General features: G+C 68.1%; 13 protein-coding genes. 8 read left to right on the top strand and 5 right to left on the bottom strand.

The annotated features are described in order from the left end of the window. Nucleotides 1-4: 4 nt before the first annotated feature. Entirely contained in the window at nt 5-1393 is a 1389-nt protein-coding gene (locus OXS31_RS00230) for an NAD(P)-binding domain-containing protein (RefSeq protein ID WP_042134943.1), read from the bottom strand. 171 nt (nt 1394-1564) lie between these two features. Here OXS31_RS00230 and OXS31_RS00225 point away from each other — a divergent pair, with 171 nt between their 5' ends. The 8 genes from OXS31_RS00225 to OXS31_RS00190 all read left to right on the top strand — a co-directional run bounded on the left by OXS31_RS00225 (nt 1565) and on the right by OXS31_RS00190 (nt 8961). Then, on the top strand, nt 1565-2614 hold the full coding sequence (locus OXS31_RS00225) for an AraC family transcriptional regulator (protein ID WP_267396570.1): 1050 nt from the start codon (nt 1565-1567) through the stop codon (nt 2612-2614). Nucleotides 2615-2759: 145 nt separating this feature from the next. After that, entirely contained in the window at nt 2760-2891 is a 132-nt protein-coding gene (locus tag OXS31_RS00220; protein ID WP_255211807.1) for a hypothetical protein, read from the top strand. A 195-nt stretch (nt 2892-3086) separates the two neighbouring features. Continuing rightward, on the top strand, nt 3087-3980 hold the full coding sequence (locus OXS31_RS00215; RefSeq protein WP_027600488.1) for a metal ABC transporter substrate-binding protein: 894 nt from the start codon (nt 3087-3089) through the stop codon (nt 3978-3980). After that, on the top strand, nt 3977-4738 hold the full coding sequence (locus OXS31_RS00210; protein ID WP_028700293.1) for an ATP-binding cassette domain-containing protein: 762 nt from the start codon (nt 3977-3979) through the stop codon (nt 4736-4738). Before OXS31_RS00215 ends, OXS31_RS00210 begins: the two co-directional genes overlap by 4 nt. Next, a complete protein-coding gene (locus OXS31_RS00205) occupies nt 4738-5592 on the top strand; it encodes a metal ABC transporter permease (RefSeq protein WP_037006581.1) in 855 nt (284 codons plus the stop codon). Before OXS31_RS00210 ends, OXS31_RS00205 begins: the two co-directional genes overlap by 1 nt. Next, the gene (locus OXS31_RS00200; protein WP_144954732.1) at nt 5592-6437 is read left to right on the top strand and encodes a metal ABC transporter permease; all 846 of its coding nucleotides are present in this window, start codon (nt 5592-5594) and stop codon (nt 6435-6437) included. The genes OXS31_RS00205 and OXS31_RS00200 overlap by 1 nt, the downstream gene beginning before the upstream one ends. Before the next feature lie 66 nt (nt 6438-6503). Beyond that, the gene (locus tag OXS31_RS00195; protein ID WP_007160094.1) at nt 6504-6938 is read left to right on the top strand and encodes a CBS domain-containing protein; all 435 of its coding nucleotides are present in this window, start codon (nt 6504-6506) and stop codon (nt 6936-6938) included. A gap of 79 nt (nt 6939-7017) precedes the next feature. Continuing rightward, nucleotides 7018-8961, top strand: coding sequence for a TonB-dependent receptor (locus OXS31_RS00190; RefSeq protein ID WP_267396545.1), 1944 nt, complete (start codon nt 7018-7020; stop codon nt 8959-8961). 265 nt (nt 8962-9226) lie between these two features. Here the strand turns inward: OXS31_RS00190 and OXS31_RS00185 are convergent, their stop codons facing one another. The 4 genes from OXS31_RS00185 to OXS31_RS00170 all read right to left on the bottom strand — a co-directional run bounded on the left by OXS31_RS00185 (nt 9227) and on the right by OXS31_RS00170 (nt 12487). Further along, nucleotides 9227-10582, bottom strand: a complete 1356-nt coding sequence (locus OXS31_RS00185; RefSeq protein WP_267396543.1) for a HAMP domain-containing sensor histidine kinase — start codon at nt 10580-10582, stop codon at nt 9227-9229. Then, a complete protein-coding gene (locus OXS31_RS00180; RefSeq protein WP_027598693.1) occupies nt 10579-11307 on the bottom strand; it encodes a response regulator transcription factor in 729 nt (242 codons plus the stop codon). The genes OXS31_RS00185 and OXS31_RS00180 overlap by 4 nt, the downstream gene beginning before the upstream one ends. Before the next feature lie 68 nt (nt 11308-11375). Beyond that, the gene (locus OXS31_RS00175; protein WP_267397843.1) at nt 11376-12044 is read right to left on the bottom strand and encodes a GNAT family protein; all 669 of its coding nucleotides are present in this window, start codon (nt 12042-12044) and stop codon (nt 11376-11378) included. Beyond that, on the bottom strand, nt 12038-12487 hold the full coding sequence (locus tag OXS31_RS00170) for a GNAT family N-acetyltransferase (RefSeq protein WP_267396540.1): 450 nt from the start codon (nt 12485-12487) through the stop codon (nt 12038-12040). The genes OXS31_RS00175 and OXS31_RS00170 overlap by 7 nt, the downstream gene beginning before the upstream one ends. Between the last annotated feature and the right edge of the window lie 2 nt (nt 12488-12489).

Below are 12489 nucleotides of genomic sequence, written 5' to 3'. Positions count from 1 at the left end.
TCGCTCAGGACGGGGTGGGCAGGCTGGCCGGAAGCGGCTCGGGCGCCTGGCGCAGGGGATCGAAATAACCCGGGGTCAGGTCGCTCCAGCCCAGCCGGCGGCGCAGCTGGCGCAGATGGTTCTGCAGGGCGTGCACCTCCAGGTAGACGGCGTGGCGAGGCGAGTCGACGAAACGGATGCCGCCGGAGAGATCCGGGTCGTCCTGCTGGATCAGCGCCTGGAATTCGCGGGCCTGGTGCGGGCGCTGGAGCTGGTCGGCCAGGTGGCAGGCGATCAGGTGGGCTTCCTGATCGAACAGCTTGTAGGCGCTGGAATTGGTCTCCAGATAGCCGATGCCGAACAGGTTGCGGTGTTCACGACTGAAGATGGACAGGTAGAGCTGCGGCCGGCCGTGCTGCCAGCTGAAGTAGTCGGCGGCGTAGCGGCAACTCCAGCGATAGCCGGTGGCATAGAGGACCAGGTCGAGAGTCTCCCGGCTGCCATCGCGAAACACCACCTGGTCGCCCTCGAAGTGCGAGACGTCCGGCCGTGCCTGGATGTTGCCGTGCTGCAGATGGTGCAGCAGCTGGCTGTTGAGCAGCGGATGGCTCTCGAACAGGCGATGGTCCGGCTTCGGCAGGCCGAAGCGGGTCAGGTCGCCTTGCAGCAGGCGCAGCAGACCCTGGAACAGCGGCCGTTCCAGCCACAGCGGCAGGCGCGGACCGCGTTCGCCGAAGACGTCCGCCGGCACGCCGAAGAGGTGCTTGGGGATGAAGTGATAGCCGCGCCTCAGGCTGATGAAGGCGCGCTCGGCGTTGGCGGCGGCGTCGCAGGCAATGTCGGCCCCGGAATTGCCGGCGCCGACGATGAGCACCCGCTTGCCCTGGAATTCCGCCGCACGCCGGTAGCTGACCGCGTGGCGGATCTCGCCGCTGAAGTGCCCCGGGATCTCCGGCAGGTTGGGGTCCCAGTTGCAGCCGGTGGCGCAGATCAGCGCCCGATAACGGCGGCGTTCACCGCTGTCGAGGGTGACGATCCAGCGGCCATCCGCATCCTTGTCGACCCGTTCGACGGCGGTGTTGAAGCGGGCCTGGGCGTAGAGCCCGAAGGTGCGGGCGAAGGCGCGCAGGTAGTCGAGGATCTGGCGATTGCCGGGATAGTCGGGAAAGGCGCGGGGCATCGGATAGTCGAGAAAGCCCGAGAGGTCTCGCGACGAGATGAAGTGGGCGGATTCGTACATGGGCGTGCCGGGGTTATCCAGGTCCCAGACGCCGCCGAAGTCGCTGTGGCGCTCGAACTGTTCGTAATCCAGGCCGCGGCGCTTGAGGGCGCGGGCCATGCACAGGCCGCCGGGGCCGCCGCCGACGATGCAGATGCGCTCGCCGCAGTCCTGGTAGGAGAGGTCGTCGTTCATGCAGGTCTCCACGCGTGGGTGTCGAGGCAACCTTAGCGGCGGGTCGAGGGGCCACGGCAGGGTGGCGGCGGCCAGGGAAGGGGGCCGAAACGGACAGCCGTTGCCGAGGGATTTTCGCCCGGTCGCCACTGGGTTAACGTCCAGCCAGGTTGTCGCCCGAGGAGCGTCGTCATGCCGGACCCCGTCGATCCGCGCTTTTCCCGTGCCTCGGCGCCGCCCCAGGTGTCGCGGCTGCTGCTGCGGGTGGCGGCCGACCGCAACGCCGACGTGGAGCGACTCTGCCGCGGCCTGGGCTTCACGGCGGCCGACGTGCAGCGGCCGGGCTTTCGCCTGTCGCACCGGCAGGGCTATCTGCTGGTCAGGCGCTGCCTGGCGCATTTGGGCGACGACGGCCTGGGCCTGGCGGTCGGCGCCCGGCAGACCAGCGTCTCGCTCGGCCTGGTCGGTCTCGGCATGCAGGCCTGCGCCACCCTGGGCGCGGCCCTGGAGCTGGGGTTGCACTATCAGCGGCAGGCCGGTGCCATGCTCGACTATGGCCTGGAGCAGGGGGCGGCGGCGGTGCGGCTGGTGCTGACGCCACGCTTCCACGAGCCGGCGGTGACCGCCTTCTACATGGAGGAGGGGCTGGCCAGCGTGCTAGGCGTCGCCCGCCATCTGGCCGGGACACGGTTGCCGCCGCGGGCGCTGAGCCTGGATTATCCCGCTCCACCGCATGGCGAGCGCTATGCGGCCTTGTTCGAGTGCCCGGTGCGTTTCGCCGCGCCGGTGACCGCCATCGAATTCGATCCCGCCTGGCTGGACCTGCCCCTCGCCACCCGCGATGACGCCGTGGCCGCCGAGGTGATCGAATTGCTGGGCGCGACGGCTGGCTACGATCCGCTGCGAACGGATCTGGTCGAGGGCCTGCAGCGCGAGATCCGCAAGCGACTGGATGCGCCGCCGACCCTGGCACAACTGGCCGCGCCGCTCAATCTCAGCGAACGGACCCTGCGGCGCCGGCTCGAGGCGGCGGGTACCCGCTACCAGGCGCTGGTCGACGAAGCGCGTCGTGATCGCGCCCTGACGCTGCTCGGCCGGGCCGACCTGGCGCTGGCCGAGGTGGCCTTCCAGACCGGCTTTGGCGATCTGCGCAATTTCCGCCGGGCTTTCCGGCGCTGGACCGGCCTGGCGCCGCAGGAAGCCCGTCGCCGCCTGAGGACGCGGGTGGAGGAGGGCGACTAGGCATCGCTCCCGGCTCGTCCGATCGTTCTAGCCCGAGAGGTTTAGGGCGCCTCTATTTATCCGATTGAGAAAAAGCACTAACACCTCTCGATAGGGTCTGCTATTTAATATAGCCAAGGCTATAACGATCCCAGGAGGATTCGCGATGCTGAAAGAACTCAAGAAACGCGCCCTGCGCGGTCTGCTGGACAAGCTGCTTGACGGACACGCCGAACGTCGTCCGTTGGAGACCCAGCCCGAGCGCTCGCGCGGCATGACGGCCCACGCCGCGCACTGATCCCTGCCAATCAGGCCGGTCCCGCCGGCCTCTGCAGCCCTCATCAGCGCCTCCGCCCTGTCCTGAGCGAGGCGCCTTGCCCTGTTCGTCCCTGTCCCTTATCCCTCTCATCCCAGGTTACAAAGTCTTCCTGCACCTCCGATAGGTTGTGCTATCTAATTTAGCCAAGGCTATAACCACCGAGAGGCGGGCCGAATGCTGGAGAAGACGAGACGCTGGACCCTGGCGGGTCTGCTGGGATTGCTGCTGGGCAACGTCGCTCAGGCGGCGGAGCCGTTCAAGGTGGTCACCACCTTCACGGTGATCGCCGACATGGCGCGCAACGTGGCGGGCGACGCCGCGCGGGTGGAATCCATCACCAAGCCCGGCGCCGAGATCCACAACTACCAGCCCACTCCGGGCGATCTGCTCAAGACGCGCGACGCCCAGCTGGTGCTGTGGAACGGCCTCAATCTGGAGCTCTGGTTCGAGCGCTTCTTCAGCCGCATGAAGGACGTGCCCAGCGCTGTGGTCTCGCGGGGTGTCGAGCCCATCGCCATCGCTCAAGGTCCCTATGCCGGCAAGCCCAATCCCCATGCCTGGATGTCACCCCAGGCAGCGCTGATCTACGTCGACAACATCCGCGATGCCCTGGTGCAGCACGACCCGGCCCAGGCCGAGACCTATCGTCGCAACGCCGAAGCCTACAAGGCGCGCATCACCGCCACCCTTGAACCCCTGCGCCAGCAGCTGCAGGCGATTCCCGAACAGCGGCGCTGGCTGGTGTCCAGCGAGGGCGCCTTCAGCTACCTGGCGCGCGACCTGGGGCTCAGGGAGCTCTATCTCTGGCCGATCAACGCCGACGCCCAGGGCACGCCGCAGCAGGTCCGCCGGGTGATCGAGACGGTGCGCGCCGAGCGGATTCCGGCGGTGTTCAGCGAAAGCACGGTTTCCGCCGCACCGGCCGAGCAGGTGGCACGGGAGAGCGGCGCTCGCTATGGCGGGGTGCTCTATGTCGACTCCCTGAGCGCCGCCGAGGGACCGGTGCCCACCTATCTCGATCTGCTGCGGGTCACCACCGAAACCCTGGTGAAGGGGCTGGCGCCATGATCGCGCTCGAGGGGGTCAGCGTGACCTATCGCAATGGCCATACCGCCCTGCGCGACGCCAGCCTGGTGGTACCCGGCGGCTCCATCACCGCCCTGGTGGGCGTCAACGGCAGCGGCAAGTCGACGCTGTTCAAGGCGATCATGGGCTTCGTGCCGGTCCGTTCCGGCCAGGTAAGGGTCGATGACCTGCCGGTGGCCCAGGCGCTCAAGCGCAACCTCGTCGCCTACGTCCCCCAGAGCGAAGACGTGGACTGGGACTTTCCGGTGCGGGTGGAGGACGTGGTGCTCATGGGCCGCTATGGGCGGATGAATTTCCTGCGCCTGGCCCGCGCCGCCGATCACCAGGCGGTGGACGCCGCCCTGGCCCGGGTGGGGCTGACCGCGTTGCGCAAGCGGCAGATCGGCGAACTCTCCGGTGGCCAGAAGAAGCGCGTCTTCCTCGCCCGCGCCCTGGCCCAGGACAGCCGGGTGATCCTCCTGGACGAACCCTTCACCGGGGTGGACGCCACCTCCGAACGGGCCATCATCGAATTGCTCCAGGCGCTGCGCGCCGAAGGTCGCTCTATGCTGGTGTCGACCCACGACCTGGCCAGCATCGAACGCTTCTGCGACCGCACCGTGTTGCTCGATCGCACCGTGCTGGCCCAGGGGCCGACGGCCGAGGTCTTTACCCGGGAGAACCTGGAACGCACCTTTGGCGGCGCCCTGCGGCTGTTTGACGGGCTGCAAGCGGAGCCGCGGCGGCGGGAGCGTGCCTGATGGAAGGGCTGCTGGAACCCCTGGCCTACGGCTACATGAGAAATGCCCTGGGCGCGGCGGCGCTGGTGGGCGGGCTGTGCGCCTTTCTTTCCGCCTACCTGATGCTCAAGGGCTGGTCGCTGATCGGCGATGCCCTGTCCCACGCGGTGGTGCCCGGCGTGGCCGGCGCCTATCTGCTCGGCCTGCCGCTGGCCCTGGGCGCCTTTCTCGCCGGCGGCGCGGCGGCCGGCGCCATGCTCGGGCTGCGGCAGTACACCCGGCTCAAGGAAGACGTCATCATCGGGCTGATCTTCAGCGCCTTCTTTGGCGGCGGGCTGTTCCTGGTCTCGCTGGCGCCGGTCGCGGTGGACATCCAGACCATCGTCTTCGGCAACATCCTGGCCATTACCCCCGAGGCCAGTCGCCAGTTGCTGACTATCGCCGCCGTCTCGCTGCTGGTGCTGCTGCTCAAGTGGCGCGACCTGCTGCTGGTGTTTTTCGACGAGGGCCAGGCGCGCGCCTGCGGTCTCAATCCCACCCTGTACCGGCTGCTGTTCTTTACCCTGCTGGCGCTGAGCACCGTGGCGGCGATGCAGACGGTGGGCGCCTTCCTGGTCATCGCCCTGGTGGTGACGCCGGGGGCGACGGCCTATCTGCTCAGCGATCGCTTCTCGCGGGTGGTGCTGATCAGCGTCGCCATCGGCGTTGGCAGCGGGCTCCTCGGCACCTACCTCAGCTATTTCCTCGACGGCGCCACCGGGGGCTGCGTAGTGGTCTTGCAGACCCTGATCTTTCTGCTGGCCTTCGTCCTGGCGCCGCGTCACGGCCTGCTGGCCAACCGGCGCCGGGCGCGGCAGACGGCGGAGGCGGGCTGATGGACTGGCTGCTGCTGACCCTCGAAGTCGACTTCCTGCGCCAGGCATTGCTGATGGCCGTGCTGGTGGCGGTGCCCACGGCGCTGCTGTCCTGCTTCCTGGTGCTCAAGGGCTGGGCGCTGCTGGGCGATGCCATCGCCCACGCGGTGTTTCCCGGCCTGGTGCTGGCCTCGGCGCTGGGCGCACCGCTGGTGGCGGGCGCCTTCGTCGCGGGGCTGGGTTGCGCCCTGGCCACCGGCTATCTCAAGCGCCACAGCCGGGTAAAGCAGGACACCCTGATGGGCGTGGTCTTTTCCGGCATGTTCGGCCTGGGCCTGGTGCTGCACGCGAGGCTGCCCACCGAGCTGCACCTGGACCACATCCTGCTCGGCGACCTGCTGGGGGTGTCCCCGGCGGCCTTCTGGCAGATGGCAGTGATCGCCGGCCTGGTGGTGCTGGCGCTGGCCTGCCGCTGGCGCGACCTGCTGGTGCTGGCCTTCGACGCGGCCCAGGCCCGGGCCCTGGGCCTACGGGTAGGGCTGCTGCACTACGGCCTGCTCGGCCTGATCGCCCTGACCGTGGTCGGCGCCCTGCAGGCGGTGGGCATGGTGCCGGTTGTGGCGCTGCTGATCGCCCCCGGTGCCACGGCCTTTCTGCTGACCCGTTCCTTTGGCTGGATGCTGCTGCTGGCCACCACCCTGGCCGTGATGGCGGCCCTGGGCGGGGTGCTGCTGAGCCTGGTCTGGGACAGCGCCCCGGCGCCCACCCTGGTGATGCTGCTGACGGCCGGTTTCCTGCTGGCCCTGGCATGGCGCCTGTGGCGGGATCGACGTCGTTCGGGCGACAAGGGCGTTCAGGTGGCCTGATGTAATCGACTGACCGGCCCTGCCAGACACCTCCGGTCACGCTCGCCTCACCTCAGGAGAACCACAATGAAAACCGTCGCCCAGTTGCTTGCCCTGAAGACCCAGCAGGACGTCTACACCATCGCCCCCGACGCCTGGGTGCTCGACGCCCTGCGCCTGATGGCGGAAAAGAACGTCGGGGCGCTGCCGGTGATGCGCGACGGCGAACTGGTGGGCATCGTCAGCGAGCGCGACTATGCGCGCAAGGTGGCCCTGCAGGGGCGCTCCTCCTATGCGACCCCGGTCAGCGAGATCATGACCGAGGCGGTCATCATCGTGCTGCCGCAGCAGACCGTGGGCGACTGCATGCAGATGATGACCGACCACCACCTGCGCCACCTGCCGGTGATGGGCAACGGCAAGCTGATCGGGCTGCTGTCCATCGGCGATCTGGTCAAGGCGACCACCGTCCAGCAGGCGGAGCTGATCCGCCATCTGGAAGGCTATATCCGCGGCGAGTGAATGCCGCTGTCTCAACCTGTCCCAATTTCCGTAACGTCAATCATTACCATCCATGCCCTTTCATCGGAGGGCATGGCTCATGGCCAGGTTGCAACGTTTCATCGCTACGCCGCTGGCGCTCGGCCTGGCCGCCGCCAGCCTGGCGGTCCAAGCCGAAGAGATCACCGATCTCGACACCACGGTGGTCACCGCCGCCGGCTTCGAACAGCGTCTGGAGGACGCACCCGCTTCAGTCACCGTGATCGACGCCGAGACCCTGCGCAAGCGCCCGATCCGCGATCTGGGCGACGCCCTGCGCGACGTCGAGGGCGTGGTGGTCAACGGTGCGGCCAATGAAACCGATATCTCCATCCGGGGCATGCCGGGGGACTACACCCTGATCCTGGTGGACGGTAAGCGGCAGAGCGCGCGGGAGTCGCGGGTCAACGGCAATCGCGGCTACGAGCAGAGCTTCATTCCGCCGGCGGCGGCCATCGAGCGGATCGAGGTGGTACGCGGGCCCATGTCCTCGCTGTATGGCTCCGACGCCATCGGCGGGGTGATCAACATCATCACCAAGAAGAACGCCGCCACCTGGCACGGCTCCCTGACCACCGACTACATCGCCCAGCAGCACCGCGACCAGGGCAATTCGCGCCAGGGCCAATTCTTTCTGAGCGGACCGCTGCACACCGACCTGCTCGGTCTGCAGCTCTGGGGCCGCTACCTGGATCGCCAGGCCGACGACGACATCGAGCGGACCCAGGGCTTCAGCAAGGCGCGCCATCGCGACCTGACCGGGCGTCTGGTCTTCACCCCGACCGAGAACCAAGAATTCCTGCTGGAAGCCGGGCAGACGCGCCTGCGCAACGGCGACGGCCTGAGCGACAACTGGGCGACCCGCCAGCAGGACAACGACCGCGATCACTGGTCGCTGAGTCACACCGGCCACTGGACCGGCGGGCTGCGCTCGGACGTGTCGCTGCTGCACGAAGAGACCTCTCGCGAAGGCCTTGCCACGCCGGAGCAGACCGATGTCTATGGGCGCAAGCCCCAGGTCGAGAACACCGTGTTCGATGCCAAGCTGGTGACGCCCCTGGATGACCACCTGCTCACCACCGGTCTGCAATACAACCGTGGCGAGGTGCAGGACTGGAACCAGGGGCTGAACGATCGCCGCCAGTATTCCTTTGCGGTGACCCAGCAGGCGCTGTTCGCCGAGGACGAGTGGGCCATCACCGACAGCTTCGCGCTCACCGGCGGGCTGCGCCTGGATCACCACGAGCTGTACGGCAATCACTGGAGTCCGCGGCTCTACGGGGTCTGGCATGCCACCCCTGAATGGACCTTCAAGGGCGGCGTCTCGCGCGGCTTCAAGGCACCGGAAATCCGCGCCGTGGCGCCGGGTTACGCCTATCTGCGGCGCAACCGCTTCGTCATGCTCGGCAATCCGGATCTCAAGCCGGAGACCAGTACCAACTACGAGGTGGCGGCGCTTTGGTCCAACCGGCGCAATCTGGAAGCGGCGGCAACGCTGTTCTACAACGACTTTCAGGACAAGCTGTCCACGGTCACCACCACCGAGCGCTGGAATGGCTATATCCGCATGGACCGCATCAACGTCGACGAGGCGGTGATCCGCGGCGTGGAGCTCAGCGGTGGCTGGGACATCACCGAGGCCCTGCGCCTGGGCGGCAACTTCACCTATCTCGACTCGGAGCAGCGCAGCGGTCCCAACCAGGGTGCGCCCCTGGCCCTGACCCCGGAGCGCAAGGCCAACGCCCGCCTGGACTGGACCCTGTCGGACCGGCTCAATCTGTGGACGGCGCTGGATTACTACGGTGAGGAATACGACGCCACCCTGACCGGCGAAGCGGCGCCGGCCTATACCACCTGGGACGTGGGCGGCGGCTTCGTGGCGACGCGCAACCTGAGCTTCAATGCCGCTATCCGCAACCTGAACGATCGGCGCCTGGACGACGAGACCTATGGCACGGTGAACTATGGTCGCCATCTCTGGGTGAGCGCGACTCTGAGCTTCTAAGGGAGCCAGATGCTCCACGTGGAACCTCCACTGCGCTGGTGCTGTAACCGTAGCGTGGAAAACGGCGTAGCCTTTTCCACTTGGGACTTCGCTGTGAGGCGCGCCCTGGAGGGAGAGGGCGCTATTCGAGCAGGCGGTCATTTCAGCATCAGCCAGATCCTGATCGATCAAGGTGGCGCTACCTTGGGAGCCATTGTCCTGGCGCGACAAGGTCTTTTGTTTGGACGATCGCGGCCATGGGCCGCTCCTACGGGATATCTGGCTGCTAGGGGGTCGACGGCAGCAGGATCCGGGCGCAGAGGCCGCCTTGCGGGCGATTGCGCAGCTGCAGCTCGCCGCCGTGGGCGAGGATACAGGCCCGGGCGATGGCCAGGCCGAGACCGAGGCCACGAGCGCTGTCCTGGCCCGGAGGCCGGTAGAAGGGTTCGAAGACCCGTTCCAGTTGGTTTTCCGGCAGGCCGGGTCCGTCGTCGAGGATGTCCAGGCGGAGCAGCTGTGGCGCGAGGCACGACAGCTCCAGTGCGGCGCTGCTACCGTGCTGCAGGGCGTTGTCGAGTAGATTGCCCAGGGCGCGCTTGAGGGCCAGTGGGCGACCGCGGAGCATTGCCGCGCCGGTGCCCGACCAGGATACCGTCTGGCCCAATGCCTGATAGCGATCCTGCAATGCCTGCAGCAGGGCGACGAGGTCGACATCCTGGTGGCTTTCGGTCCGGCGCTCGCCACGGATGAAGTCGAGGGTTTCCTGCACCATGGCGTCCAGTTCGGCCAGGCTTTCTTCCATGTCGTCGCGCTCGACCGAAGGCTCCAGCAGGGCCAATTGCACTCGCAGCGCGGCCAGTGGAGTGTTGAAGTCGTGGCTGATGGCGGCCAGCATGCGCACCCGATCATCCAGGTGGCGCAGCAGCCGTTCCTGCATCAGCTCGAAGGCCGCGGCCAGCTCCCTGGCCTCGCGTGGGCCCTGACGGACCTCCAGGCGACTGCGCTCGCCCCGGCTGAGTCCCTCCGCGGCGCGGGTGAGTCGTTGCAGCGGCCGTACCAGTTGGCCGATCAGCAGCCAGGCCAGCAGCAGCACCGGCAGGGCGCCCAGCAGCAGCGACCAGCCCAGGGCGGTCAGCCAGCCGTCGCTGCGTGCCGGATACTGCACGGCATTGAGCCAGCGACCGTCCGGCAGGCGCACGCTGCTGCGCAAGCGCAGGGGTGCCCAGCCGGCTGAGGTCAGCGGCGAGGCGCGGGCGGCGTCGCCCGCGAGGCCTTCCAGCTGCATCACCAGACCCTCTTCGGCCTGTCCCAGACGCCGCGCCAGATCCCGGGTCAGGCGGCGCTCCTCCGCGAGCATGGGGAAGGGCGCCACCTCCGGCGTCGCGGCTACCCAGACCTGGGCCGGTGACTCGGCCAGCACCCGCAGCAGGGCTTGCGCCTGCGCCGTTGGCAGGCGCTCGACCGCGGTACGGGCCACCGCCAGCCGCTCCAAGGCCTGGCCATAGGACAACGGATGGACCAGCGCGCCGGTCTGGTGCAGGACCAGCGCCGCGGCCGCGTGCGCCAGCATCAAGGCCGCGCAGAACAGCAGGCAGAGGCGGGGGGTGATGCCCTGCAGCCAGCTACGCCAGGGCGCGATCATGGGCCGTCCAGGGCCTCCACCGGGCAGTCCAGCAGATAGCCGCGGCCCCAGACGGTCCGCAGCGGCGATTCGCCTGCCGGATCGGCCAACCGCAGACGCAGGCGACTGACCTGGCGATCCAGGCTGCGGTCTTCCAGCGCGCGATCGGGCGGCTGTACCTGGTGCAGCAATAGATCACGATGCAGCACGGTCTGGGGCTGACACAGGAAGGCCAGCAGCAGGCGCGCCTCCGCCTGACCCAGGCGGCGGGTGCTGCCGTCTGGGTAGTGCAGGCGCTGACTGACGGCGGCGTAGTGCCAGCCCGCGAAACGATAGATCGCCGCCGGTACAGGCTCGCTCGGAGACGTCGGAGCGGTCGCCTGGTAGCGCCGATGCAGGGTGCGAATCCGGGCCACCAGTTCGCGCGGTTCGAAGGGCTTGGTCAGGTAGTCGTCGGCGCCCTGTTCCAGGCCAAGCACCCGGTCATCCACCTCGCCCCGGGCGGTGAGCAGGATGATCGGCGTCGTGTCGCGCTGGCGCAGTTCACGGCAGAGACTGAAGCCGTCGCCATCCGGCAGCATCACGTCGAGGACGATGACATCGAAGCGCTGCTGCGCGAGCAGCGCCTTCATCCGCGTGGCATCGGCTGCGGTGGTGGCTTCGAGCCCCTGGCGACGCAGGTAGATCGCCAGGGGCTCACGCAGCTTGCGGTGGTCGTCGACGAGTAGGACGTGGATGGCGGTCACGGCAAAGGGAGATTGGTGGTAGCAACCCCTCTAGGATAACGCTTTGCCTGCTCCGTTGGTATTGCTTCTCATTTGCCGGGCGCGACAGCCAGGGTGCTGAGCTGGCGTCCTTCGGCATCGAAATTCTCCGCCGCCAGCCAGCGCCGGAAGCCGGCGTCCACGGCGGGCCACTCGTGATCCAGCAGGCTGAACCAGGCGGTGTCGCGGTTGCGACCCTTGACCACCCGATGCTGGCGGAACAGCCCCTCAGGGCGCATGCCCAGCCGTTCGGCGGCGCGTTTCGAGCGGGCATTGGCGTTGTCGCACTTCCACTCCAGGCGCCGATAGCCGAGGGCGAAGGCCTCCTGCATCAGCAGATGGAAGGCTTCGGTGGCCAGGGGCGTGCGCTGCAGGCGCCCGCCGAAGGCGACATGGCCGATCTCGATGCTGCCGTGTTCGGGGACGATGCTCATCAGGCTGAGTTGCCCCAGGGCGCGACCGTCGCGGGGGTCCACTACCGCATAGAAAAGCGGATCGCGCCCCTGGGCCAGGCCGACCAGCCAGCTGTCGAAGGCGGCCCGCTCGGTGAAGGGGCCATAGGGCAGATAGTCCCACAGGGCCGGATCCCGGTCGTGCAGGGCCTCCCAGAGATCGTCGCCGTGACGCGGCGGGTCCAGGGGTTCCAGGCGTACATGGCGACCCTGCAGCAAGCGGGGCTTGGGCACATGGGCCGGGGTCCAGTCGAGCGGGGTCATGATCTGTCTCCCAGCAGGTGGCGGTACTGGATGAAGCCGGAGCGGGTGGCGATGCGATCGTAGAGCTGGCGTCCCGCATAGTTGGTCTCCTGGGTCAGCCAGTGCACCCGGTCGCAGCCGTCCGCTTTGGCACGGGCATAGACGTGCTCGATCAGGGCGCGGCCCAGGCCGCCGCCGCGGTGGTCCTGGGCGACATAGAGATCCTGCAGGTAGCAGTAGTCGGTTTCGGTCCAGCAGGACGGGTGATAGATGAAGTGCACCAGGCCCAGGGGCCGCTCGCCGTCCCAGGCCAGGGCGCCATGCAGGGGCTGGGCGGGATCGAGCAGGCGCTGCCAGGTGCGGGCATAGGTGGCCTCCGGCAGGACGGTCTCGTAGAAGGCCAGGTAGGCCTGCCAGAGGTCGTGCCAGACGGCGTGATCGGCTTCGCTCAGGGGGCGGATGGTCATGG

Source organism: Pseudomonas sp. GM_Psu_1 (assembly GCF_026544185.1).
Lineage (GTDB): Bacteria > Pseudomonadota > Gammaproteobacteria > Pseudomonadales > Pseudomonadaceae > Chryseomonas > Chryseomonas oryzihabitans.
The sequence above is the reverse complement of the archived record's forward strand: the minus strand, read 5'-3'. Positions and strand labels throughout refer to the sequence as shown.

Excerpts from the sequence above, each read along its gene's own strand:
- OXS31_RS00210 (WP_028700293.1), top strand. The coding sequence starts at position 3,977 with ATGATCGCGCTCGAGGGGGTCAGCGTGACCTATCGCAATGGCCATACC.
- OXS31_RS00220 (WP_255211807.1), top strand. The coding sequence starts at position 2,760 with ATGCTGAAAGAACTCAAGAAACGCGCCCTGCGCGGTCTGCTGGACAAG.
- OXS31_RS00185 (WP_267396543.1), bottom strand. The coding sequence starts at position 10,582 with ATGATCGCGCCCTGGCGTAGCTGGCTGCAGGGCATCACCCCCCGCCTC.
- OXS31_RS00200 (WP_144954732.1), top strand. The coding sequence starts at position 5,592 with ATGGACTGGCTGCTGCTGACCCTCGAAGTCGACTTCCTGCGCCAGGCA.
- OXS31_RS00205 (WP_037006581.1), top strand. The coding sequence starts at position 4,738 with ATGGAAGGGCTGCTGGAACCCCTGGCCTACGGCTACATGAGAAATGCC.
- OXS31_RS00170 (WP_267396540.1), bottom strand. The coding sequence starts at position 12,487 with ATGACCATCCGCCCCCTGAGCGAAGCCGATCACGCCGTCTGGCACGAC.
- OXS31_RS00230 (WP_042134943.1), bottom strand. The coding sequence starts at position 1,393 with ATGAACGACGACCTCTCCTACCAGGACTGCGGCGAGCGCATCTGCATC.
- OXS31_RS00190 (WP_267396545.1), top strand. The coding sequence starts at position 7,018 with ATGGCCAGGTTGCAACGTTTCATCGCTACGCCGCTGGCGCTCGGCCTG.
- OXS31_RS00225 (WP_267396570.1), top strand. The coding sequence starts at position 1,565 with ATGCCGGACCCCGTCGATCCGCGCTTTTCCCGTGCCTCGGCGCCGCCC.
- OXS31_RS00215 (WP_027600488.1), top strand. The coding sequence starts at position 3,087 with ATGCTGGAGAAGACGAGACGCTGGACCCTGGCGGGTCTGCTGGGATTG.
- OXS31_RS00195 (WP_007160094.1), top strand. The coding sequence starts at position 6,504 with ATGAAAACCGTCGCCCAGTTGCTTGCCCTGAAGACCCAGCAGGACGTC.